Source organism: Acidovorax sp. 62 (assembly GCF_002754495.1).
Taxonomy (GTDB): Bacteria; Pseudomonadota; Gammaproteobacteria; order Burkholderiales; family Burkholderiaceae_C; genus Acidovorax.
Genome location: NZ_PEFJ01000001.1, coordinates 3,486,705 through 3,510,180 on the forward strand (window position 1 = coordinate 3,486,705; position 23,476 = coordinate 3,510,180).

A 23,476-nucleotide genomic window follows, 5' to 3' on the forward strand; every position below is an offset into this window, starting at 1 on the left:
CATTCCTGATGCTGAAAGTCCCTCATGAGCCTCAACGTTTTCTGGTTTCTTCCCACCCACGGCGATGGCCGTTACCTTGGCAGCACGCAGCAAGCGCGGGCGGTCGACCAAACCTATTTGCAGCAGATTGCACAGGCGGCTGAGCGCCTGGGCTACGGCGGCGTGCTGGTGCCCACAGGGCGCTCGTGCGAGGACTCGTGGGTCATCGCCTCCAACCTGGCGGCCGTCACGCGCACGCTCAAGTTTTTGGTGGCGCTGCGGCCCTCCACGTTCTCCGTCACGGCCAATGCGCGCATGGCCGCCACGCTGGACCGCCTCTCGGCTGGGCGCCTGCTCATCAACGTGGTGGCCGGGGGCGATGCGGGCGACCTGGAGGCCGATGGCACCTTTCTCTCGCACGATGCGCGCTACGACCATGCGCGTGAATTCCTCACCGTGTGGAAGGGCCTGCTGGCGGGCGAGACGGTGGACTTTGATGGCGAGCACGTCAAGGTCAAAGGTGCGCGCCAGCTCTTTCCACCGCTGCAGCAGCCGCACCCGCCGCTGTACTTTGGTGGCTCGTCCCCCGCTGCGCACGACCTGGCGGCCGAGCAGGTGGAGCTGTACATCTCGTGGGGCGAGCGCCCCGAAGATGTGGCTGCCAAGTTTGCCGACCTCCGCGCCCGCGCCGCCGCCAAGGGCCGCACCGTGCGCTTTGGTGTGCGCCTGCACGTGATCGTGCGCGAGACCGAGCCAGAAGCCTGGGCCGCCGCCGACCGACTGATCAGCGAGCTGGACGACGACACGGTGGCCCGCGCACAGGCGGCACTGGCGCGCCTGGACTCGGAAGGCCAGCAGCGCATGAGCGCACTGCACGGCGGCAAGCGCGACAAGCTGGAGATCAGCCCCAACCTGTGGGCCGGCGTGGGCCTGGTGCGCGGCGGCGCGGGCACGGCCCTGGTGGGCAACCCGCAGCAAGTGGCAAACCGCCTGAAGGAATACGCGGCACTGGGGGCTGACACGTTTGTGCTCTCAGGCTACCCGCACCTGGAAGAGGCCTACCGCTTTGCCGAGCTGGTCTTTCCGCTGCTGCCCGTGGCGGTGCAAGAGAAGGTGGGCGCCACGCTGCTGAGCCCGTTTGGAGAAGCCATTGCCGATGGCGCCGTGCCCCGGCTCAAGGTCGCGCAGAGCTGATACGGCGGCCGGGCGGCATGCTGAACTGCGGCCAGCGTCGCCCAGGCGGCAGTGCGGCCACCGCCCAGCGGGTAGCATGGGCGCCCACATTCAGGAGGAGACCCATGCACCCCAACGCCCAGACCCTGCAGCGCTTTTACACCGCCTTCAGCCAGCTCGACCACGCCACCATGGCCGCCTGCTACGCGCCAGACGCTACGTTTGACGACGAGGCCTTCTCGCTCAAAGGCCGCGAGCAGGTGGGCGGCATGTGGCGCATGCTGTGCAGCGCCACCCAAAAGCCTGGCGCGGCCGAGCACTGGAAGCTGGAGTTCAGCGGCATCGAAGCCGACACCAACGGCGGCCGCGCGCACTGGGAGGCGCACTACCTCTTCAGCGCCACCGGGCGCAAGGTGCACAACATCATCGACGGCACCTTCACCTTCACGCCCGACGGCCTCATCGCCACGCACCGCGACCGCTTCAGCTTCTGGCGCTGGTCGCGCCAGGCCCTGGGCCTGCCGGGCGTGCTGCTGGGCTGGTCGCCTTCGCTCAAACGCAAGGTGCGAAGTACGGCGGCGGGGAACTTGAAGAAGTTTTTGGCGCAGGGGTGATGGGGGTTGCTGTTCACTGGCAATAGCGTCTGAGACAGCGCGAAGGTCCGCTGCAGGCTCATGCGCGACGCGTCCGCGAGTGAGTACTATCGGCCAGAAACAGTCTTTCGATGCCGGATGGGCGACCGGCTACCCACATTCTGCAGCGGCCAGCTGGGCCGAGAAGCTAAACGTCCGCTTCTTGCCGATGAGGCAGGGGGCGCTTTCGCCTTGAGTGTGCGCTGTCGGTTTGGGAATGCATGAATGCCATGGACCGGCGTGGGATGGGTTGGCCCTGCCACTGAACCGGCCGGCGTGCAGCGCATCGGGAGCCTTCGAGTGGACAACTCGTCCACCGACCAGGTCTGGGGTTTCGCCACAATAGGCCATTGGCAGATGTCGCCGTACCTGCTGTCTCTGCCGCATGTCCGAAAAGCCGTTTGCGCTGCACCCTCCATTGCAGTCGCGCAGCTAGGCCCGCGCCTGGGCCGATGAAGCCTCTCTTCGGTCGCGAGCGGTGCGCGGGTGATGGCGGCAAGCGGCCCCCATGCAAGCGGTTCGAGGGCGACAGGCCGGCCCCCTTCGAGCCGTTCGAGGCGCCAGCCTCCAAGACGGGCTCGCTGCAAGAGGTACGCCCATGAAGGCGGCAGATCCGGCGGCCGATTCACGAAGGAAAATTTTGATCTACCCAACCCTCAATTTCGCAAACGGTGTCTTTTCCAAAGACAAGGCATTTTATTTTCGAGCTGGTTTGGTCAACAAGGTGGAGAACGGTGCTCTCAGCCTTGCCCACCCCTGCGAAAGGGTGGCAGACCCTTTGGTGGCCGCCGACGGCGCCGTTCTGAAACAGGCACACACCGGCAAGGACAGTATCGGGTTCAATCTCGAGTTGTTGCACCACCATGAAACGGCAAATTTCACCGACTGCGCGCTGATCAGCTTCGCAGACGGATGGCTTGTTCTCAAGGAGACCGATACGCCGAAATTCATCGCGTACAACTACCTGGAACAGCGCCGCCTGGAATTCAACAACGCCAGGGTGCGGGGCCTGCATCACGCGGCTGGCTTCTTCTTTGAAGAAGGCCGGCGGGGATGGGTGGTTTACGACCACAAAGGCACTAAGGTGTGCGAATGCGCTGTTGTCAGCGATGGCGATCGTCCAGTCAATGCGATCGACTTTTTGAGGATGGGCGACACCGTCTATCTCGGCACCGGCGGTGAAAATGGCGCGGCGTTCCTCGTCCCTTTTTCTCTGAGCCGAGGCACGCCGGGGCCTCAGATAGAGCGACCCAGCGGGTATGTTTTTTCCACGGTTCAGACACCGGATGGAATTTTCTTCGCAGACAGATCAGGCATTTTCAAAGCCGCATCCGATGATTTGCTGCTTGCAGAGAAAATTGCCGCTTTCGATCCAGACCAGTTCAAGGGTACGCTGCTGTTCTGGCACAACGAAGAAGCCCTGTATGCAGCGTCGTGTGGGGCTGATCTTCTCAACAGCTATGGACCTGATGGCACGGTGGTTAGCTCGGTTGTCCTGCCATCGCGCTGGAAATTCTGGCTGGGCAACCCTGCCCACCTTCAGGTGGCAGGCGGCCATAGCCTCGTTTACCTGTGTCCCGAGGATTACCACCAGTGGGGCTATGGGGCATTTTTGTCCATACCGGCAGGTACCTTGCTCAACCAGGCGATCTTCGAGGAAGAAAGTCTGCAGTCATTGGACATCCGCCAGACCATGGCGGCCGACGGCTCCCACGGATACCGCATGAAGATCGGCTCCGTTGACGCAGAGGTGGCCACCCGGCACGCCGCCCATCACCTGGCGAGCCTGGTGAACAAGGTGGCGGTGGGCCTCATGAACAGCGGCTTTACCCAGGACAAGAACTTCAATGGCACACTGGAACTCGAACTGGTCACACCGCAGCCCATCCGCCGCGAGTCCCTGCACATGGGCTACCTGGAAGAATTGTTCCGCCAGATGCAAACCACTCCGCAGAGCTACAACGCGGGCAACCGCAAAGGCCCGCTGCACCTGAGCGTGTTCTGGCATACCGATGCCGGTGAGCCTGAGGAACTGGTGTTTTCAAGCACGTGAGCGATTGCCGTCTTGCGCGCTGTGGATAACAGCTGCCCGCTAAACCTGCCGGCGCGGGCGCTTCGAGCCACCTGGGGCCGAACATCGAAAGTCTTTGGGCTACCCGACCCCGCCGCGCGAGCGAGCCCTCAGCCCAGTCATGCCGTTTGCGCAGCGCTCTTCCACAGGTCGGTGACACTGGCGACCCCATTCGGGTTGCCGATCTAAATTGCTGCCAGTTCAAATCGACCGGACAGCGAACCGAAGATTCGGGCGGCCGCCAGTTCTCCGCAGTTCGAGAAGTCCGGTGGTGTCATCCGGTGGTGTCAAAGCGACCTCCTGACCATGCTCTGTGCGTGTCACTTCAGCGTTGCCCCAGGGCAGCCTGACTCAGTGGACAACTTGTCAAGCCAGCGTGCACCAGGCCCCGACACAATGGCGCCTGGCCTCTGTGGCCCGGTCCACCCAGCTCACTTCAGAACTCGCTTTCGCTGCACCTGCATGTCCAGCCACGCGCCTAGGCGCGCACTGGCGAAGGCCGGGTCCACGGCCCGCCTGTAGGTGGCGGCGCGGTGCCACGCGCTGGCTTGCATGCGGGGCCTGCCCGGGCTGAAATGCGCGGCCCATGCAAACTGCTGCCCGGCAGCGGCGGGCCAGCGCGCGCTGTGTAAACGCATCTTGCGGAAAGAAACCTTCTACGCAGAGCCAAGGCTCTGGATTCGGAAAACTCGGTTAACTCCGCTGCCTCGTCGCCAATCTTTTCGCCTCTCAACTCCAGCCCCATGTCTTCCAACATCCTGACCTTTACCTGCATCGGTGCCGATGCCCTCATGCTTTCTGCGCTGCACGGTCATCTGCAGGGCGCCGTCGGCCAGTACGCCGACCAGTGGCCCGCACCCCTGCAAGAGTGCTTCGACGACTGGGAGAAGCCCTTCTTGGCCAGTGCGTCGCTGCGCGGCGAGACGCTGCGCTTCGTGGTCGACAGCTCATCCGGCGACGAACTGGAGAAAGCGCACATCCAGGCATTGCACGACGCTGGCGCGACGCACATCCGGGTACGCATCTGGTACGGGCAGGTCGGCGAAACGCGAACGCTGCACTACCAGGGCGGCAAGAAGGTTGCGGCCAAGGCCTTCCCGGCGCCGACGCTGACCGAGGAGGAGGAGCTGCTGGAGTTGCTGCTCGAGGGCAAGGAAGCAGCCTTCGCCAAGGCCATCAAGGGCGGTGCACCGAAGGACGCGCTCGTCGATGGCGCGCCGCTACTGGTACATGCGGCCAAGGCCAGCCTTGGCAAGGCGGTGTCGGCCTTGTTGAACGCCGGAGCTGACGTGATCGCTTGCCTTGCTTGGGTCGACGAGATCGCTGGGGCGATTCAGCGCCACGGCGGTAAGGCGGCACCGGCACTGCTGCGCACGCTCGTCGAGGCGCCGCAGGCCGATCCCTCGGCGCTGTGGCGTTCCGCAAATGTGCTGCTTGTGCTCTGCGAGTATCCTGAGCTATTGGCCTTGCTGGCGTCGCTCGAGGGCGTTGACGTCAACGCGCAGATCCGCTGGGCCCACAAGGGCCAACTGGAGGGGAGTCTGCTCTTCAACAGCAGATTTCTATTCGACAACCGGCCAGGCGTACTGGCCGTGTTGGAGGCATTGGGGGCGCGCTCCGTACCGCCGCCGACCATGAGTGATCAACGCCGCCTCGAGCGAATGTACTTTCAGGAACGCGACGCCGACACCGTTGCCGAGCTGGTCGCCGCGGGGGTGGACCTGGACACTCCGCTGTGGGATGACCGCCCCATCTCCTTGCTGCGCAACTTGTTTCGTCACCCCACGATGGGATGCAGACCGTTGACCCTGGCCAACGAACTTCTCGCAAGCGGTGCGAGCGCTGCATTCTGGATGGAGCCAGATGCGTTTCAGGACCAGGTGCTAAAGGGCCTTTTCGATACCGATAATCTGGCCTGGATAACCGATGCCACGCTAAGCGACGAGCGCCGTTTTGTCCCGCAGCGCGATGCCAACCTGGTCGCCAACTTCATTGGCGGGCTGCTTGCCCGAGGCCTGGACGCAAACATGACGGTGCGCCTGTGCGTGGAAAAGCTGTCGAGCAAAGGCAGAGGCGCGGCGGGTAGCTACAAGAGCCTGCATTGGCGCGGACCTCTTCTCGGTGCCGTCGCGTTGCTCCTGTGCGGTCGAGGCACGGAGATGCGTTCGATCTGCCTGCCACTTGTCGAGCTGCTGTTGAGCCACGGAGCCAACCCGGATACCGAAGGCGAGTTGCTCGACGCCATGAAGAACGAGACAAACTGGGTAGTCCATCTGCGTGGCGACTGGACCATCGAAGCGTGGCGAGACCATGCCGCAACAGGCACGGTGCTTGAACGCCTCCGGCAACGGCAGGCACAGGATCCGGACGAGGTCGATGCGGTCTTGATTGCCAGCATGGAGCGGACCGTCGCCTCCGCACGATGAGTTTGACTTGACCATGTCCACTTGCATTGAGTTGAACCTGGTCGAAAGTCCGCTCTGGGCCCAAAGCACCCTATCGCAACCCTGTTCACTCGGCAGCCGCATTCACACCAGCTGCACGCAGTGGCCCGAATACAAACCAAACAGGCCTCTAGCGCTTTCTAAGCAAGCGCCAAAAGCTATCAAATACATAGCAAACTCACCATACAGCGGGGCAACAGGCCTGGCTACCGCATTGGCGGGGCCGCCAGCCTGCACGTGCCGCACTTTGCCCGCCAACCCGCCCTACAGATTCCCCCCAACGCGCCGATAAATAGATAACTGTTTGTCAACCCAACACCCCGGGAGGGAATGCCCTTGACGTCGCTATCGCCGTTGTCTGCCGTGCGCGGGGCTGTGCCAACGCCTTCCATCGATCGCGAGGCGCTGCGCCAGCGGGTGCAAGAGGCGGGCGGCAGCGCGCAGGCCTCGGTGTCTGTGGCGGCCACGGCGCTGACCTTGGCCTCTGACGATGCGGCCCCCACGGCGTCGCTGATCTGGAGCCCCCTGCCGCAAGACCGGGTGGTGCCGCCCGACAACACCTACGGGCCGCTGGTGTCGGTCGCCTGGGGATCGGGGCCCAAGGCTGAACTGCCCGACAGCCCGGCGACAGAGCCGCAGCGTGTGCAGGCCTGGGCCACCGCGCCCGCTGGCGATGCCATCAGCCGCCAGATGGCGCGCAACGAGTTTCGCAGCACCGAGCGCACCCTGGCCAGCCAATGGAACGGCCTGGGCAGTGCGCTGTTGTCGCTGGCCTCCGCCCCGTCCACATCGCCGCTCAATTACCAGCAGACCTTGCTGTCGGCGGCAGACCCAACGCAGCCCCTGAAAGAGCAGTTTGACCGCCTTCAGAAAGGCGCCACCACCGTCACGCTGCAGATCAAAACACGGTCGGGGCAGACGGTGGACTTGCAGATTGCGGTCAACCGGCAGCCAGGGGCATTGGGCGAGGGCAGCAGCCAGGGCTTGCAGGTGTCCGTCAGCAGCACCGGGCCGCTGAGCGAGACCGAGCGTCGGGCACTGGCCGCGCTGTCGCAGGGGCTGGAGGACACGCTGGCCGGGCTGGGCGATGCCGATGCGCCGGAGATCGACCTCTCGGGCCTGCTGGCCTATGACCGCAGCGCGTTTTCGCAGCTGAATCTGGACATTCAGAACCCTACGGCTTCGGCGGCCCTGGGGTCATTTGCCTTGCACCTGGGCGATGGCGGCAGTTCGCTGTCGTACCAGGGCGCTGCGGGCAAGATGGACCTGCGGCTGGACGCCACGCCACCCTTTCAAACGGGCAGCGCGCAGCAGCGCCAGGCGGCCATTGCGCAGCAGTTGCAGCTCATCGATGCCGCCGCAGACCGCGGCCACGCCGATGAAAAGCTGGTGGCCTTGTTCAAAAGCAGCTTTTCGCAATTGCACGGTGCAGCGCCCACCACGGCGAGCGACACCCCTGTGGGCGAGACCGGCGCGGTGGACGCGGCCCTGGTCGAGAAGGTGCAGCCTCTGCTCAGCGGCCTGGTGGACTTTGAGGCCAGCTTCAGCGGCGACTTCAGCCGTAACAACCGCTGGGGCAATGTCAACGAACAGGGCAAGGCGCAATACGCCATCAACCAGAAGACCACCGTCGATGCGGACCGCAAGGAAAAGACGGCAGGCATCATTCAGACGCAAAGCGAGCAGCTGCAATCGAACTACGCCAAGGCGCGCTATGACGGCGCACTCAACGTGGAATCGGGCAACTTCGACCGGTATGCCATCCAGGACCACCGCACCGTGAGCACCCTGATCAGCGCAGCCGATAACAAGCTCACCAGTGCCGTGCGCAGCACCGACCGGCAGCAGCTGGAAACCCATGAAACGGTGGTGAAGCACCGCGTGGTGGACCGGCGCGAGACGCCGGACCAGCAGCACCTGCTGACGCTGCTGATGTAATGCGCGGCTCCCCGGTCTTTGCGCCCAGGCCATCGCTGAAGTGAATATCTGGTCCAGTGGCGAGGCCGGCCCACACCGCTCTCAGGTATGCACGACGCTCTGTGCCTCGGTCTAGCTATGACTTGTGCACGTCTCTAAAAATGAGCATTTCGGCGAGCGTTCGGACCTCGCGTCGTCGCCCCCAAAGCGGTGTAGCGCTCTTTGGGGTTAGTCCACGTGCCGAACAGCAGATCCCACAAAGGCAGCCCATAGTTCTGGGCGTGGTGGTCTATTTCGTGGTGCACGGTATGCATTTCAGGGCGCTGTACGAAGTAACCCAGCCACTGGGGCGCTCGCAGGTCGCTGTGCAGAAACAGGCCGACCGGGGCGGCCGAGCGCACTGGGAGACGCACTATCTCTTCAGCGCCACCGGGCGCAAGGTGCACAACATCATCGACGGCACCATCACCTTCACACCCAACGACCTGATCGCAACGTACCGTGACCACTTCAGCTTCTGGCGCTGGTCAAGCTAGGCTCTGGGCATGCCGGGCGTGCGGCTGGGCTGGTCACCCTCGCTCAAGCACAAGGTGCGGAGCACGACGGCAGGAACTTGAAGAAGTTTTTGACGCAGGGGTAATAGCCCAGCATGTTGGCGTGAACGCAGATATTTTTGTTTCTGCTGCCCAGCGGCAAGCTCAGGGGGCACCGGACACCTCCCGCGCCGGAGTGATTCACACAGCCCTCGGGCATGCGACGCTCAAACCACCGCAAAAACTAACTTCTGCGCCAGCGGATAAAAGAAGCAAGAAGGAGAATGAGACCGGTAATGGCGGCACCGGTTGTGTTGGCCGTGTGGTCATCGTATCGAACCAATTTGGGATTGTTCGAGACGTAAGTAACCAGGACATCTTGGCCACTGATCATTCTGTCAACGACCCAACTGGGGACACCAGCTGAAACCTCAATACGCTCTTTATTTGCCGTCATGAAATAGGTCGAGATACCCTTACTTTTGTATTCCCTGGGCGTGTTATCGAAGAAGGGGCTGTCTCTTTTTCGCTTGAATGTTGTGGTTTTATCAATATAACTATCGATGGGGGCTAATTGGGCTTTCAGCCCATACAGCCGAAAAGCTTTGTTCTCGACATAGCATCCCCAAGATAGGCCAAACATACCGATGGCAGCCAAAAAACAAACAACACGAGCCAACACGATCCATCCTCCCGCTCATCTAATTTTGATAATTCAAAAGCAGCCGTACTGCTACCTGGGCGTAGCGTCAGACCACTGACTGAAAATCATACGCCGAGCGATATATAACTCCCTCCTGCTGACGTTGTCTCGTGGTACCCGAACCACAGAGGGTGGGTCTGCCAGCGGTTCGCTAAATAAACGCAGCCGACGCCGACGGGCAAGCACTTACACATCCGGCGGATGGAAGGGTAGGCGGTCGCCCCAGGTTAGCCTGATAAGTCGGCGAATTATTGACCACACGCTTAGCTCGTATCGTCCAAAGCGCAGTTGTGCAGTTAGATCGGCTAACCAATTTTTTGCCTGCTGGCCGGTTGGTGGCAAGCGCCGGGAGGGTGCTGACACAGTAGGCAGTCAAGCAAAGCGTGAAAGGGAACACCGCATCGTTGAAACGCCTGTCTCGCCCTGCGGCGCCACGGCAGGTGTCACGTCACCCCAATGCGGTCAACCAGCACCGCGCTGGCCTCATTGAGCCCCAGCACCTGCACCGTGCAGCCGTGGTGGCGCAAGCGCTGCACCACCTTGTCGAGTGCAGCCACAGCGGTGATGTCCCAGAAGTGCGCGTGCGTCACGTCGATGCACACCGCGCGGCCTTCGGCGCCCAGTACGTCAAACGCCTCGATGAACGCATCGGCCGAGGCAAAGAACACCTGGCCGGACACGTGCCAAGTGCGTTGGCCGGTCTGGGCATCGTCGTGCATGCGCACATCGAGCATGCGCGAGACCTTGAACGCAAAGAACACCCCACTGAGCACCACACCCACGGCCACCCCAGCGGCCAGGTTGTGGGTGGCGATGGTGACGGCCACGGTGGCCAGCATGGCGGCGCTGGACAGGCGCGGGTGGCGCACCAGGGCGCCCAGCGATTTCCAGTCAAACGTTTCGGCCGACACCATGACCATGATGGCCACCAGCGCAATCACCGGCACCTGCGACACCCAGGGCTTGAGCGCCACCATGAGGATGAGCAGGAACACCCCGGCAAACAGCGTGGACAGGCGCCCGCGCCCGCCGTACTTCACGTTGCCCACGGCCTGGCCGATCATGCCGCAGCCCGCAATGCCGCCAAACAGGCTGGCTGCGATGTTGGCAAGCCCCAAGCCCGCGCATTCGCGGTTCTTGTCGCTGGGGGTGTCGGTCAGTTCATCGACCACGGCGGCGGTGAGCACCGATTCGAGCAGGCCGACCATGGCAATCGCCAGTGCGGGCAGCAGGATGATGCGCAGCGTGTCGAGCGACGCGGGCACCTGCGGCAGCGCAAACACGGGCAGTGCATCGGGCAGTTGGCCCAGATCGCCCACCGCGGGCAGCTTCAGCCCCAGGGCGGACGCCAGCACCGTGAGCACCACCACGCAGATCAGCGGCGACGGGATCACGGACAGCGCAGGCCACGCCAGCCGCTGGCCCAGCCACGGCAGGCCGTAGATGAGCGCCAGCCCCAACGCCAGCGCACCCCAGGTGGCCACACTGGCGCCGTGCAGGTGCGGCAGCTGCGCGGCGAAGATGAGGAGGGCCAGCGCATTCACGAAACCCGTGCGCACCGAGCTGGACACAAAGCGCATCAGCACGCCCAGCTTCATCAGCCCAAACGCCACCTGCACCGCGCCTGCCAGCAACCCCGCCGCCAGCAAATAGCCCAGCCCGTGCGACTGCACCAGCGGCGCGGCCACCAGCGCCACCGAGCCCGCCGCCGCCGACACCATGGCGGGCCGCCCGCCCGTGAAAGCGATGACCAGGCTGATGACAAACGAGGCAAAGAGCCCCACCGAAGGGTCCACGCCTGCCACGAAGGAGAAGGCGATGACTTCGGGGATCAGCGCAAAGGTGGCCACGGCCCCGGCCAGCAGCTCGCGGGGAATGCTGGGCGCCCATTCGGCGCGCAGGCGGGTGAGGAAAGATGGATTCATGGAAGCTGCAAAGCAAAGCGCGCCCGAAGGCGCGCTGCGAGACATATCAAACAAAAAGGCTCTAGCGCTTACCTACAAAGCGCAAGCAGCTATAAATTAAATAGCAAAAACACATTACATCTCACCGAGGATAGGGGGTCACAAGTTCGCATCAATCCCGATCTCGTCGGTGCGCGCAGCCCTACCAGCGGCCACCGCGCAAGGGCCGCCAACCTGCGCGGGCGGCGCTTTGCTTGCAGGCGCTGGTGGCGTCCCCCTTCCCGAATCGCATAGCGATTCGAGAGAAGGGGGAAGGCGCGTAGCGCCTCAGGGGGTTGTACTCATCCTCCGTGGCACTTCTTGTACTTCTTGCCGCTGCCGCAGTGGCAAGGGTCGTTGCGGCCAGGCTCTGGGGCTTTGCGCAGGGTCTCCACGCGGGGGCCCATGCTCTTCCACAGCTGGCGCAGGTCGTACACGGCCCAGATGGCTTCGCCAAAAGTCTCCACGCGCGCCTGGCTGGTGCTGGGGGGGCCGTCTTCGTTGTACATGCAGACTTCGGGCTTGCCGGTGTCGTCTTCCGTCAGGGCGACGACGCTGCTGAGCGCATCGTCCAGCCACTTGGCGGCTTCCTTGTCGCGGGGGGCGGCCCAGTCTTCGGGCCAGTTTTCTACGGCGAACATGAAGCCGAGGGCCCACACCTGGCCAAAGGACGGGATTTCCTGGCCCGCCATCTCGGCCCGTTCCTCCTCGGGCAGGCTGGCCACGGCGCCGCGCATGTCCATGGCTTCGGGCTGGAAGGTGCGGTCGTCGTCCAGCGTCTTCACGTCGGTGTCGAGCTGGGTCACGATCTCGTTCCAGCGGCGCATCCACAGGTCCATGAAGCGCGCTTGCTGGGCGGCATCGGCAAACGCGGGCAGCAGGGGCAGGGGTTCGCCGTCGGCCACTTCCAGCTCAGCGCCGTCGCCCAGCAGCATGGGCAGGTATTCGGCCGGGGCGATGGGGCGGCGGCTGCAGATCAGCGCGGTCATGAAGCCGTCGCAGAACTCCCACTGCGGGATTTCTTCGCCGCGCGTGCGCAGGTCGTCCAGCAGGTTGTCGAGCTCTTCCAGCTCTTCGGGGGCCAAACCGACGGTGCTGTCGGCAGGCGCGGCGTTGGCAGGGGTCAGGTCGGCGTCGGCCTGCGGTGTGGAGGATTCGGTGGGGGTCATGGATGAGGGCTCCGATAGGGGGAAGGCAGCCGGGGCGCGCAGGTGGCAAAGCTCTTATGATGCCTCGCACCGGCCCGCCCGGCCGGGGCGCAAAGCGGCCCCAAAATCGGCGGGTGCGCGCCGCGCCAAGGCGGCGAGTGTAGCCCGCCGCATCCCGAACCCCTCTAGCGACCGCCATGATCCACCAACTCAACCAGCTCTACCCGGTGCGCTACACAGCCTTTGCGCTGTGCATTGCCGCCCTGCTCTTCAATGCGGCGGCCCTGGTGGTCTGGGGGCCTGCACTGGTGTGGCTGGCCACGCTGGCGGTGCTGGCGGCCCTGGTGGCCCTGGGCATTTACGACGTGCGCCAGCAGCGCCACGCCATCTTGCGCAATTACCCGGTCATCGGTCACATCCGCTTCATGCTCGAATACGTGCGGCCCGAGGTGCGCCAGTACTTCATTGAAAGCGACAGCGAGGCCGCACCGTTCTCGCGCGCACAGCGCTCGCTGGTGTACCAGCGCGCCAAGGGCGACCCGGACAACCGCCCCTTTGGCACGCACCTGGATGTGGGGGCGCAAGGCTATGAGTGGGTCAACCACTCGATGGCGCCCACGCAACTGGCCTCACACGACTTTCGGGTGTGGATTGGCGGCAGCCCGGATGCGGCATCGGCCTCGGCGGCGCCATGCACCCAGCCCTACCAGGCCAGCGTGTTCAACATCTCGGCCATGAGCTTTGGCGCGCTGTCGGCGCAGGCCATCAAGGCGCTGAACCTGGGCGCCAAGAACGGCGGCTTTGCGCACGACACGGGCGAGGGCAGCATCAGCGAGCACCACCGCGTGCATGGCGGCGATTTGATCTGGGAGATTGGATCGGGCTACTTTGGCTGCCGCAACGACGATGGCAGCTTCAGCCCCGAGCGCTTTGCGGCCAACGCGCAAGACCCGCAGGTGAAGATGATCGAGCTGAAGCTGAGCCAGGGAGCCAAGCCCGGCCACGGCGGTGTGCTGCCCGGCGCCAAGGTGACGGCCGAGATCGCCGCCGCCCGGGGCGTGCCCGAGGGCCATGCCTGCATCTCGCCCGCACGGCACAGTGCGTTCAGCACACCGGTGGAGATGATGCAGTTCATCGCCCGGCTGCGGCAGCTCTCGGGCGGCAAGCCCACGGGCTTCAAGTTCTGCCTGGGCCACCCGTGGGAATGGTTTGCCATCGTCAAGGCCATGCTGGAGACCGGCATCACCCCCGACTTCATCGTGGTCGATGGGGCCGAGGGCGGCACGGGTGCTGCGCCGGTGGAATTTACCGACCACGTCGGAGCCCCGCTGCAAGAGGGCCTGCTGCTGGTGCACAACACGCTGGTGGGTGTGAACCTGCGCGAGCGGGTGCGCATTGGCTGCGCAGGCAAGGTGATCAGCGCCTTCGACATCGCCCGCATGATGGCGCTGGGGGCCGACTGGTGCAACGCCGGGCGCGGCTTCATGATGGCGCTGGGTTGCATCCAGGCGCAAAACTGCCACACCGGCCACTGCCCCACAGGCGTGGCCACGCAAGACCCGCAGCGCCAGCAGGCCCTGGTGGTGCCCGACAAGGCCACGCGCGTGGCGCAGTTCCATCGCAGCACGCTGCATGCGCTGCAAGAGCTGGTGCAGGCGGCGGGCCTCATGCACCCGAGCGACATCACCGCGCACCACATCGTGCGCCGCATCAGCGACACCGAGGTGCGCCTGCTCTCCAACCTGATCGCCCGCGTGGAGCCTGGCGCGCTGCTGGGACCGCTGGAGGCGCAGCACAATGTGTTCCGCCAATACTGGCCCCTGGCCAACCCCTACAGTTTTCAGGCCCACACTGCGGTGTAGCCTGCCGCCTGCGCTTTCCGCTTTCGCTTCCCGCTGTCCGCCTTCATGAATTTGCCCGCCATTTCAGAGCACCTGCAGGTGCCCGCCCCCGCCCCGGCGGTGGACTACGCCGCCTTCCTGGCCCGCCAGCTGCAAACCCAGCAATTCAATGCCGCCTGCTACCGCCTGGGCGACGAGCAGGTGTGGGTGAAAAAAGCCAACACGCCGCACGGCATGGCGCGCTACCGCGTGCTGGGCGCGCTGGCGCTGCTGTTTGGCCTGCCCGTGCTGCAGCCTGTGCCCAACCTGGGTGGCAACATTGCCATCGCCACCGAGGTGCAGCGCCTGCGCGACCTGGCCGCACGCGGCCTGCGCGTGCCCACGGTGCTGGCCGCGCAAGACAACGGCTTTTTGATGCGCCACCTGGGGCGCCCGGCCGAGCAAACGCCCTCGCTGGGCAACGAGATCGAGGCGGCCGTGCCCGCAGGCCCTGAGGCCGTGCTGCGCCTGTGGGTGCAGGGGCTGCGCGCCATTGAGCTGGTGCACAACCAGGGCGCCTGCCTGAGCCAGGCCTTTGCCCGCAACCTGGTGCGCTGCCCGGATGGCGTGGTGGGCTACGTGGACTTTGAGGACGACCCCATGGCCGTGCTGCCGCTGCCTCTGTGCCACGGGCGCGATGCGCTGTGCTACGCGCACTCCACCGCCATTTACCTGCGCCAGTGCGGCGCACTGGAAGACGCGCGCCCGCTGTGGGCGCAGTGGATTGCGGCCCGGGGCCCGGCCCTGCAAGCGGTGATGGCACAAAGCGTGCGCCGCCTGCGCCTGGCCCACCACCTGCCCCAAAGCCGCAAGCTGGGGCGCGATGTGCAGCGCGTGCGCGCGGCGTATGACTTGATGGCCTGAGAGGCGGGTTCAGATGCAGGCAGATGCAGATCGGGCGAGCCGCAGGCATCACCCGTCAGGCCGTGCCCAAACCAAAGAACGTCGGGTTACGCTGCGCTAACCCGACCTACGGGACGCAGCAAGGCCCAGCAAGGGTTCAACGGCGTAGGTCGGGTTAGCCGAAGGCGTAACCCGACAGCCCCCCGACAAAACCACCACCACACCACCCACACGTAGGGTTACGCTGCAGCGACCTCTGCGGCCACGGCGGCATCACTTGCTACCAAAACAATAGCTATTGCCGCTTGCGTATCCAGCGCCAGCAGCCGTTTTCGCATGCAAATGACGGCCTTGTCCTTGCTGAGCAAGATGGCGCGGTGCGCCACGGCCAGGTCGATGAACTGCTGGTCGTCGGCGTCCTTGCACACGGCCGACACGCGCGGGGCCACGTCCACCCAGCGCACCTGCGCGTCGTAGCGGGCCAGCACATCGGCGGCGGTGAGCTGGTAGTAGGCCAAGCGCGGCACGATTTGCGGGTAGGCCAGCACGCGGGCCAGCTCGGTGCGCATGGCCTGCGTGGCCACCCATTGCAGGCGGCCTGCGGCCAGCAGCGCCCGCACCGGGGCCACGGCCTCGTCGGCAAACACCAGCAGGTCGAGCACGATGTTGGTGTCCAGCACCAGGGGGCGCACGGGCTCGTCGCCCACCGGCTGGGCGGGCAGCGCCAGCACGGCGCGCAGGGGTTTACTGGCCATGGTTGGCCGGGGGTTGGGCGCCGCCCTCGCCCGCAGCCCCTGCACGGGGTGCGCGCACCGAGCCCTTGATGAGATCGAAGCGGAACATGCGGCATTCGATGGGGCCGTTCCACATGGGCACGCGGCGCGATTCCTTCAGGCGCATCTTGCCGGGCAGTTTGAGGTCGGGCGTCAGCATCCAGGCCGTCCAGCCGCTGTAGTTCTTCTTCCAGTGCGTGGCCAGTTGGCTGAAGAACTCGCCGCCATCGTCGGTGTGCGCCTCTTCGCGGCCCACGGCCATGCCCTGGGCACGGTCAGCGGCGCGCTCGCTGGCGTTGCGGCCCGCGCTACCTGCGGCGGCAATGCGCTCGCCGTAGGGCGGGTTGAGCAGCATCACGCCGGGCTGCTCGCACGGCGGCATGCGCTGCAGGGCATCGCCACCGCGCAGTTGCACGGCGTCGGCCACGCCCGCACGCTCGGCGTTGCGTTGGGCAAAGTCCACCATGCGGTGGGCTACATCGCTGCCAAAAATGGGCACAGGGCTCTTGCAGATGGCGCTGTCAGCTTCGTTTTTGATAGCAGTCCAGACATGCGCCTGGAAGGGCAGCAGCTTTTCAAAAGCAAAGCGGCGCAGCATGCCCGCGGGGATGCGGCAGGCGATCTGCGCGGCTTCGACGGCAATGGTGCCGCTGCCGCAGCAGGGGTCGTACAGGGGCTGGGGGTTGTCACCGAGCGGGTCCCAGCCGCTGGCGGCGATCATGGCGGCGGCCAGTGTTTCCTTCAGGGGCGCGTCGCCCTTGTCCTCGCGCCAGCCGCGCTTGAACAGCGGCTCGCCCGAGGTGTCGATGTAGATCGTGGCTTCGTCGGTGGTCAGGTGCAGGTGGATGCGCACATCGGGCCACTGGGTGTTCACATCCGGGCGCACACCGGACTTGGCACGGAAGCGGTCGGCCACCGCGTCTTTCACCTTGAGGGCAGCGAAGTTCAGGCTCTGCAGCGGGCTGTGCTGGGCCGTGACTTCGATCTTGAAGCTCTGGCGCGTGGTGAACCAGATCTCCCAGGCCACCTCGCTGGCCATGGCATACAGGTCGTTTTCTGAGCGGTAAGGCCGGTGGGCCAGTTGCACCAGCACCCGCTGGGTCAGGCGGCTGTGCAGGTTCAGCTGCAGCGCATGGCGCCACGAGCTGCGCAGCAGCACGCCGCCCCGCCCGACCAGCAGGTCTTGCCCCGTGAGGCCGGTGATGCCATGCACCTCATCGGCGAGGAAGCCCTCTACGCCAGCGGCGCAGGGAAGAAAGAGTTGGAGTTGGTTCATAAATTGGGCGTCAGGATACGCGGTCAGGGCACGCCCTGGCGTTTAAAGCGGTGTGGAAGCCCCCGCAGCGCTTGGCGCACGCGCCAGCAGCAGTTGGCGAATGGAGTCAGGGATGGGCGCTACCTTGCGGTCACTGCGGTGGACAAACACGATGCCCACTTTGCCACGGGCCACAGCGCGGCCGCTGGTTTTTTCGGTCATGCGAAACAGCAGGTCGAACCCGTAGCGGTTGAAGTCGGTCGGCGCCATCTCCACCCGCATGGTTTCGCCGTGAAAGCCCTCGGATTGGTACTGCGCCACGATGTCGCCCACCACGGTGGAGAGGCCGCCAACATCGGCCTCCGGATAGCCCAGCGACTTGAAAAAGCGCACGCGCGCCTCAGACACCAGGCTCAACAGCTGTGCGTTGTCCAGGTGCCCGCCCTGGTTCACGTGGCTGATGTAGATCTGCATCTCGGTGGCAAAGCCAAGCTGCTCGGGAAGGTCGAAAACAATGCGGGACATCGCGCGAAGGGAGTGAATGGTGGTGGCTGGTGGGCAGCGCCCTTGGGGTATGCCGGGCCGGGGGGCAACAAGTGGCCCGGCGGTGGCAGGCCCAGTGGCAGGTTCGGCAGGTTCAGTGGGGCTTCGCCACATCCAGGCGGGGCTCTGGCGGGTGGCAACGCGCTTTGGCAAGGCGGCCCCAGCACCTGCACCTGCTACCCGCCCTATGCAACAGTGGCGATTTTAGCGGCTGCCCCGCGCCATGGCCCTGGCTAGGCGTTTAGCCGCAGGCAGTACAAGGAGTACGACAAGGCGGAACAACGACGCCAGGGGAGTTTGGTGAGCCGCTCTTAGCCACGCAGGTGGTTACAGTGCTGTACCTCTGACTCCCACCCTGTTTCGCCCCATGCTCCGCCGACTCATCACCCTGCTGGCCCTGGCCTGCGCCCTGCCCGTCCATGCCGAAGAACTGCGGGTGGCCTTGCCCGGCCACGACGATCTGGTCATCGACCTCCCCGCCCAATGGCACGCCCAAGTCCGCCGCCCCCGGGCCGAGCTGCCGCCTTCGGTGGCCATCAGCGGCCCCGACGCGAGCGCACTGCAAATGGTGGTCACCCCCATCTGGCCTGTGAATGGCGCGCAGCCTGCCACCCCCAGCGAGCTGCGGGCACAGGTGCAAGGCGCAGCCACGCGGGCCAAGCCCAAAGCCGTGGAGGCCGAGCTGCCGCTCAAAGACCTCGGGGCCTCGGGCAAGGTGGGGTATTACTTCTCGGCCACGGACCGGGCACCGGATACCGGCGGCTTCAAGCACCTGACCCAAGGCGCCCTGGGCATGAATGAACTGCAAGTGACCTTCACGGTACTGGCCAACGGCCAGGCCGAAGAGCCCACGGCACTGGCGCTGGAAATGCTGCGGTCTTTGCGGCGCGCCCCTGCCGCCAAGTAAACCCGGGCTCAAGCCCGAGAGCTCTGGAACCTGCCGGTGGCAGGCTCTCAGAGCGACTTGCGCAAATTGGCTGGCGCAATCTTGAGCGATTCGCGGTACTTGGCCACCGTGCGGCGGGCGCATTCGATGCCCTGCTCCTTGAGCATTTCGGCCAGTTGGCTGTCCGACAAGGGCTTGGTGGGGCTTTCAGCGGCCACAAACTGCTTGATGAGGGCACGCACCGCGGTGCTGGAGGCGTTGCCCCCGGTTTCGGTGCCCAGGCCGGAGCCGAAGAAGTACTTCAACTCGTAGGTGCCGATGGGCGTGGCCATGTATTTGGCCGTGGTCACGCGGCTGATGGTGGACTCGTGCAGGCCCAGCTCGTCGGCAATGTCGCGCAGCACCAGCGGGCGCATGGCCAGCTCGCCGTGGGTGAAGAAGCTCTTTTGCCGCTCCACGATGGCGCGCGAGACACGCAAGATGGTGTCAAAGCGCTGCTGGATGTTCTTGATGAACCAACGCGCCTCTTGCAGGCGCTGCTGCATGCCCTGGTGGCCCTCGCCGCCCTTGTGGCCACGCAGCGCACCGGCGTAGATGTCATGCACGCGCAGGCGCGGCATCACATCGGGGTTCAGCGCCACGATGAAGTTCTGCTGCCCGCTGTTGCCATTGGCGCGCCCGGCTTTGCGCACGATCACATCGGGGATGATGATGTTGCGCTCCACGTCGGCAAAGCGGCGCCCGGGGCGCGGCTCCAGCCGAGCAATCAGGGCCATGGCGGCGCGGGTGCGTTCTTCACCCGCAGCGCCGCCTTCGGTGCAGGCCTGGGTGAGGCGGCGCACGTCGCGGCGGGCCAGCATCTCCAGCGGCTGCTGGCAGATCAGCAAGGCGGTCTGTACCACGGCCGCAGGGGCCTCGCTGTCAGGGTCGGCCGCCAGGGCGCTGAGTTGCAGGGTCAGGCATTCGGCAAGATTGCGGGCGCCCACGCCCACAGGCTCCAGGGTTTGCAGCAGGCGCTGGGCCACCGTAAAGCGGTGCACCAGCTCGTCAATCTGCTCCAGGTCATCCGGGCCCGCGAGGCTGACGGCCAGCTCTTGCAGCGGCTCTTCCAGGTAGCCATCGTCGTTCAGCGATTCGATGAGGAAGCGCAAGGCAGCGCGGTCCACCTCGGACAAGCGCAGCGCCAGGGCCTGGCGGTGTAAAAAGGCAGTGAGGGACTCTTGCGAGCGTGCCAGCTCCGTGGCATCGGCCTCGTCACCCTCCATGTCGTTGCGGGTGCGCGGGGGGGCATCGCCACCCCACTCGCTCTCATTGGGCGCCATCTCCACCGTGCCGTCCCCGCCCCAATCGGGCTCGTCAGAGGCGGTGCTGCTGGTGTAGTCGGCATCGCCCGAGGCGTCACTTTGCGCATCAGAAGTGGCCTCAGCGCTTGTGGATGAAGCGCTGGCAGCTCCTGAATAGATAGCATCGTCTGCGCTGTACTCGTCGGCCTGCACGGGGGTGTCGGCGTGCTCCAAGCCAAACTCTTCGCGCACGGCTTCATCGGCGTTGCGCTCCAGGAAGGGGTTTTCGTCGAGCATCTGCTCAACCTCTTGCCCCAACTCCAGGGTCGACAACTGCAGCAGCCGGATGGACTGCTGCAACTGCGGCGTGAGGGCCAGGTGCTGCGAGACCCGCAGGGACAGGCCGGGCTTCATGCCTCAGCCCCCTGCAACACCGCACGATCCGTCACACACCGCATAGCCACACCGCGCCAAGCCATCACATGCGGAAGTGTTCGCCCAGGTACACACGGCGCACCTCGGCGTTGTCCACGATCTCAGTCGGCGTGCCCTGCGCCAGCACACGGCCATCGCTGATGATGAAGGCGTGGTCGCAAATGCCCAGGGTCTCGCGCACGTTGTGGTCGGTGATGAGCACACCAATGCCGCGCGCCTTCAGGAAACCGATGATGCGCTGGATCTCGATCACCGCGATGGGGTCAATGCCCGCAAAGGGCTCGTCCAGCAGGATGAAGCGGGGCTGCGTGGCCAGGGCGCGGGCGATTTCGACGCGGCGGCGCTCACCACCCGACAAAGCCAGCGCGGGCGAAGCGCGCAGGTGGTCCACCCGCAGCTCTTGCAGCAGCGAGGTGAGTTGCTCTTCAATCGCCGCCCGCGACAGGGGGGCGTTGTGTTCATCGCGCTGCAATTCCAGCACCGCGCGCACGTTCTCTTCCACCGTCAGCTTGCGGAAGATGGAGGCTTCTTGCGGCAAATACGACAGGCCCAGCCGCGAACGGCTGTGGATGGGCATGTGCGCCACCGATTGGCCGTCGATGCGGATATCCCCCGCATCGCTGCGCACCAGCCCCACGATCATGTAAAACGAGGTGGTCTTGCCCGCCCCATTGGGGCCCAGCAAACCGACGACCTCGCCTTTTTGCACCACCAGGGACACGTCCTTGACCACCTTGCGGCTGCCGTATGACTTGGCCAGGTGGGCGACCTCAAGGCGACTGGAAGACGGCCCCGCTGCCGAGGCTTGCACGGAACGATCGTTCACTGGGTGGCACCGCCCAAAGAGGTGCTGGGCCGCAGCACGGGCGCCGAGGCTGCAGGGGCCGGGCTGGTCGCGCTGGAGCCCGGTGCCGAAGCTGGCGTCTTGGGGTCTTTGGGGGCCAGCACGGCCCGCACGCGGCCACCGCTGCTGGCCTGGCCTTCAGAGCCACTGGCGGGCAGGGACTTCTTTTGGCCATCGACCGTGAAGACATCGGTCAGGTTGTTGTAGACGACAACCGCACCGGTGATCTCGTCACTCAAGGCCCCGCCACGGTAGCGCCGCAGCTCGGCACGGGTGATGAAGCGCACGTTGTCGGTACGGCCGTCGTACTCGATAACTTCGCCTTCGCCTTCGATGAACTCTTCGGGCGCGCCCGGCAGAGTGTCACGCTTTTGGCGGAAGAACGCGCGTTTGCCCGCTTCGGCCGTGACGATGCCGGACTGGTAGCCCTCGGCATCCTGGCGCACATCCAGCCGCGCACCGCGCAGCACGATGGAGCCTTTGGTCATGACCACGCGGCCAGAGAACACGCTGGTTTGCTTGACTTCATCGTGGCGCAGCGCATCGGCCTCGATGTTCATGGGCTTGCTGCGGTCGGCCTTTTCAGCTTGCGCCACGCCAAAGGCGCAGGTCAAGGCTGCAAGCACAAGGAGGGGGGTAATGCGATGTTTCATGAGGGCACGAATCTTGCAATCATTGTAGCCATGCATTGCACCCCAGAACAAAAAAAGCCCGCTTGCGCGGGCTTTTGGTAGCGAGGTGGCACGGCGTATGCCGCAGGCGCATCAGCCCTTGCGGACCGAGCTCACCAGATAGTCCACCACTTGCAGCACGGTTTGCATGCTGCCAGCCATGGTGCCATCGGTGTAATAACGGCCTGCCACGCCCATGGAGGGCACGCCTTCGACGCCATAGTCGGCTTGCAACTGGGCCGCACGGCGGGCCTGGTTGGCCACGTTGAAGGAGTTGTAGATCTCCTTGAACTTGGCTGCGTCCACCCCCTGGTTGCCCACCCAGGCAAAAATATCTTCGTCCTTGGTCAGCTTGAGCTTTTCAACGTGGATAGCGCGGAACACCTTGGCATGCACAGCGTCGAGCTTGCCCATGCCTTCCAGGGCGTAGTACAGCTTTTGCTGCGACAAAAAGCTGGCGTTGAACGCCACGGGCACGCGGCGAATGACCAGGTCCTTGGATGCCGCCTTGATCCAGGCGTCCAGCACGGGCTCAAAGGCGTTGCAGTGGGGGCAGCTGTACCAGAAGAACTCGATGACTTCGATCTTGCCGGCAGCCGCTTCGGTCGCGACGGGCTTGGAGAGCTTTTGGAAGTCCTTGCCCTCCTTGAACTGGCGCACTTGCGCCACAGCGGGGGTGGCCATGGGCAGCGTGACGGCAGAGGCAGCAACCGCCGTAGCGGCGGACAGGGAAAACTCGCGACGTTTCATGAAAAGAACACTCCTTGATCTGGTCTTGGGGATGTGAGCGGCGTACCTGGAAAAAGTTCAGCAACGGCCGGGCGCAAAAACGTCAGCGCTGCACGCGCACCAGCGCGGACTCCACGCCGGTGTCGTCCAGTTTGTCCTTCAGGGCGGCAGCGTCATCCCGTTTGGCGAACGGGCCCACCCGCACGCGGAAGACCGGGCGGCCATTTTGCTCGCGCTCGCTCACCCGGGCTTCCCAGCCCATCATGGCCAGTTTGGCGCGCTGGGCGTCGGCATCGGCCTGGGTGCGGAAGGCCCCGGCCTGCACAAAATAATCGTAGGGGTCGGCCCCACCGGATTCTGCGGCCTTGGCTTTGGCCAGGTCGCCCAGCGGGTCGGCACTGGTGGCGGCGGGTTTGGCAGTGTCGGTTTTTTCCGGCTTACTGGCAGCCGCTTTAGGGGCCGATGCGGCCGTCGCCTTGGGGTCTGGCGTGGCGGCAGCCGTCTGGGCTGGCGTCACCGGGCCACTGGCGGCGGGGGCCGATGCGGCAGCCGCTGCCTGCGCAGCGGCCTTGGCCGCAGACTTGCTGCGCAACGGCGAGTTGGGGTCCCAGTCCTTGTTCTTTTGGGCCTCGGCGGCGTCTTGGTCCACCCCGCGTGCACTGCCTTTGTTCAAGAACGGCACGGGCACCTTGGTCACATACACGGCCACGGCCAGGGCAGAACCCAGTCCCACGATGACGCCCAGAATGAAACCCAGGATGGTTCCGCCCAACTGCTTTTTCTTCATGGTA

The 23,476-nt window shown here is 64.9% G+C and carries 21 protein-coding genes; 9 read left to right on the forward strand and 12 right to left on the reverse strand.

The window, feature by feature from the left end:
* Positions 1–24 precede the first annotated feature (24 nt).
* The 5 genes from ssuD (at position 25) to CLU86_RS15710 (ending at position 8,237) form a co-directional block, all read left to right on the forward strand.
* Positions 25–1,173 (forward strand): FMNH2-dependent alkanesulfonate monooxygenase, encoded by a 1,149-nt coding sequence (ssuD, locus tag CLU86_RS15685; protein ID WP_099742256.1) that lies wholly within the window; start codon positions 25–27, stop codon positions 1,171–1,173.
* Positions 1,174–1,277: 104 nt separating this feature from the next.
* Positions 1,278–1,766, forward strand: a complete 489-nt coding sequence (locus CLU86_RS15690; RefSeq protein ID WP_099742257.1) for a nuclear transport factor 2 family protein — start codon at positions 1,278–1,280, stop codon at positions 1,764–1,766.
* Positions 1,767–2,382: 616 nt separating this feature from the next.
* Entirely contained in the window at positions 2,383–3,837 is a 1,455-nt protein-coding gene (locus tag CLU86_RS15695) for a hypothetical protein (RefSeq protein WP_143226720.1), read from the forward strand.
* A gap of 761 nt (positions 3,838–4,598) precedes the next feature.
* Positions 4,599–6,281, forward strand: a complete 1,683-nt coding sequence (locus tag CLU86_RS15705) for a hypothetical protein (RefSeq protein ID WP_099742260.1) — start codon at positions 4,599–4,601, stop codon at positions 6,279–6,281.
* A 354-nt stretch (positions 6,282–6,635) separates the two neighbouring features.
* Positions 6,636–8,237, forward strand: coding sequence for a hypothetical protein (locus tag CLU86_RS15710; protein ID WP_143226721.1), 1,602 nt, complete (start codon positions 6,636–6,638; stop codon positions 8,235–8,237).
* A gap of 134 nt (positions 8,238–8,371) precedes the next feature.
* On the opposite strand, the gene CLU86_RS15715 is transcribed toward CLU86_RS15710, so the two are convergent.
* Positions 8,372–8,617, reverse strand: coding sequence for a sterol desaturase family protein (locus CLU86_RS15715; protein WP_233195294.1), 246 nt, complete (start codon positions 8,615–8,617; stop codon positions 8,372–8,374).
* On the opposite strand from CLU86_RS15715, the gene CLU86_RS23090 reads away from it, so the two are divergent.
* Entirely contained in the window at positions 8,498–8,752 is a 255-nt protein-coding gene (locus tag CLU86_RS23090; RefSeq protein WP_233195349.1) for a hypothetical protein, read from the forward strand. The two genes, CLU86_RS15715 and CLU86_RS23090, sit on opposite strands and share 120 nt — an antisense overlap.
* Positions 8,753–8,993: 241 nt before the next feature.
* On the opposite strand, the gene CLU86_RS15720 is transcribed toward CLU86_RS23090, so the two are convergent.
* The 3 genes from CLU86_RS15720 to CLU86_RS15730 all read right to left on the reverse strand — a co-directional run bounded on the left by CLU86_RS15720 (position 8,994) and on the right by CLU86_RS15730 (position 12,564).
* Positions 8,994–9,431, reverse strand: coding sequence for a hypothetical protein (locus tag CLU86_RS15720; RefSeq protein WP_143226722.1), 438 nt, complete (start codon positions 9,429–9,431; stop codon positions 8,994–8,996).
* Positions 9,432–9,895: 464 nt separating this feature from the next.
* Positions 9,896–11,377, reverse strand: a complete 1,482-nt coding sequence (locus CLU86_RS15725) for a SulP family inorganic anion transporter (protein ID WP_099742263.1) — start codon at positions 11,375–11,377, stop codon at positions 9,896–9,898.
* 320 nt (positions 11,378–11,697) lie between these two features.
* Entirely contained in the window at positions 11,698–12,564 is an 867-nt protein-coding gene (locus tag CLU86_RS15730; RefSeq protein WP_233195055.1) for a UPF0149 family protein, read from the reverse strand.
* 176 nt (positions 12,565–12,740) lie between these two features.
* On the opposite strand from CLU86_RS15730, the gene CLU86_RS15735 reads away from it, so the two are divergent.
* Positions 12,741–14,405 (forward strand): FMN-binding glutamate synthase family protein, encoded by a 1,665-nt coding sequence (locus CLU86_RS15735; RefSeq protein WP_099742264.1) that lies wholly within the window; start codon positions 12,741–12,743, stop codon positions 14,403–14,405.
* Between the two features lie 45 nt (positions 14,406–14,450).
* On the forward strand, positions 14,451–15,287 hold the full coding sequence (locus tag CLU86_RS15740; protein WP_099742265.1) for a hypothetical protein: 837 nt from the start codon (positions 14,451–14,453) through the stop codon (positions 15,285–15,287).
* A gap of 218 nt (positions 15,288–15,505) precedes the next feature.
* Here the strand turns inward: CLU86_RS15740 and CLU86_RS15745 are convergent, their stop codons facing one another.
* From CLU86_RS15745 to CLU86_RS15755, 3 genes are read right to left on the reverse strand one after another with little or no spacing between them, the layout of a single operon-like run.
* Positions 15,506–16,021 carry a putative toxin-antitoxin system toxin component, PIN family gene (locus tag CLU86_RS15745; RefSeq protein ID WP_099742266.1) on the reverse strand — a complete coding sequence of 172 codons (516 nt, stop codon included), beginning with the start codon at positions 16,019–16,021 and terminating at the stop codon, positions 15,506–15,508.
* Positions 16,011–17,315 (reverse strand): class I SAM-dependent RNA methyltransferase, encoded by a 1,305-nt coding sequence (locus CLU86_RS15750; RefSeq protein ID WP_099742267.1) that lies wholly within the window; start codon positions 17,313–17,315, stop codon positions 16,011–16,013. Before CLU86_RS15750 ends, CLU86_RS15745 begins: the two co-directional genes overlap by 11 nt.
* Positions 17,316–17,357: 42 nt before the next feature.
* Positions 17,358–17,819: a thioesterase family protein gene (locus tag CLU86_RS15755; protein ID WP_099742268.1), complete on the reverse strand. Its 462-nt coding sequence runs from the start codon at positions 17,817–17,819 to the stop codon at positions 17,358–17,360.
* Between the two features lie 385 nt (positions 17,820–18,204).
* On the opposite strand from CLU86_RS15755, the gene CLU86_RS15760 reads away from it, so the two are divergent.
* Positions 18,205–18,744 (forward strand): hypothetical protein, encoded by a 540-nt coding sequence (locus CLU86_RS15760; protein ID WP_099742269.1) that lies wholly within the window; start codon positions 18,205–18,207, stop codon positions 18,742–18,744.
* Between the two features lie 47 nt (positions 18,745–18,791).
* On the opposite strand, the gene CLU86_RS15765 is transcribed toward CLU86_RS15760, so the two are convergent.
* The 5 genes from CLU86_RS15765 to CLU86_RS15785 all read right to left on the reverse strand — a co-directional run bounded on the left by CLU86_RS15765 (position 18,792) and on the right by CLU86_RS15785 (position 23,472).
* A complete protein-coding gene (locus CLU86_RS15765) occupies positions 18,792–20,420 on the reverse strand; it encodes an RNA polymerase factor sigma-54 (RefSeq protein ID WP_099742270.1) in 1,629 nt (542 codons plus the stop codon).
* 64 nt (positions 20,421–20,484) lie between these two features.
* On the reverse strand, positions 20,485–21,267 hold the full coding sequence (gene lptB, locus CLU86_RS15770) for an LPS export ABC transporter ATP-binding protein (RefSeq protein ID WP_099742271.1): 783 nt from the start codon (positions 21,265–21,267) through the stop codon (positions 20,485–20,487).
* Positions 21,264–21,938, reverse strand: coding sequence for a lipopolysaccharide transport periplasmic protein LptA (lptA, locus tag CLU86_RS15775; RefSeq protein WP_099743615.1), 675 nt, complete (start codon positions 21,936–21,938; stop codon positions 21,264–21,266). The genes lptB and lptA overlap by 4 nt, the downstream gene beginning before the upstream one ends.
* Before the next feature lie 111 nt (positions 21,939–22,049).
* Positions 22,050–22,706, reverse strand: a complete 657-nt coding sequence (locus CLU86_RS15780; protein ID WP_099742272.1) for a thiol:disulfide interchange protein DsbA/DsbL — start codon at positions 22,704–22,706, stop codon at positions 22,050–22,052.
* An 82-nt stretch (positions 22,707–22,788) separates the two neighbouring features.
* Positions 22,789–23,472 (reverse strand): SPOR domain-containing protein, encoded by a 684-nt coding sequence (locus tag CLU86_RS15785; RefSeq protein WP_099656946.1) that lies wholly within the window; start codon positions 23,470–23,472, stop codon positions 22,789–22,791.
* Positions 23,473–23,476 lie beyond the last annotated feature (4 nt).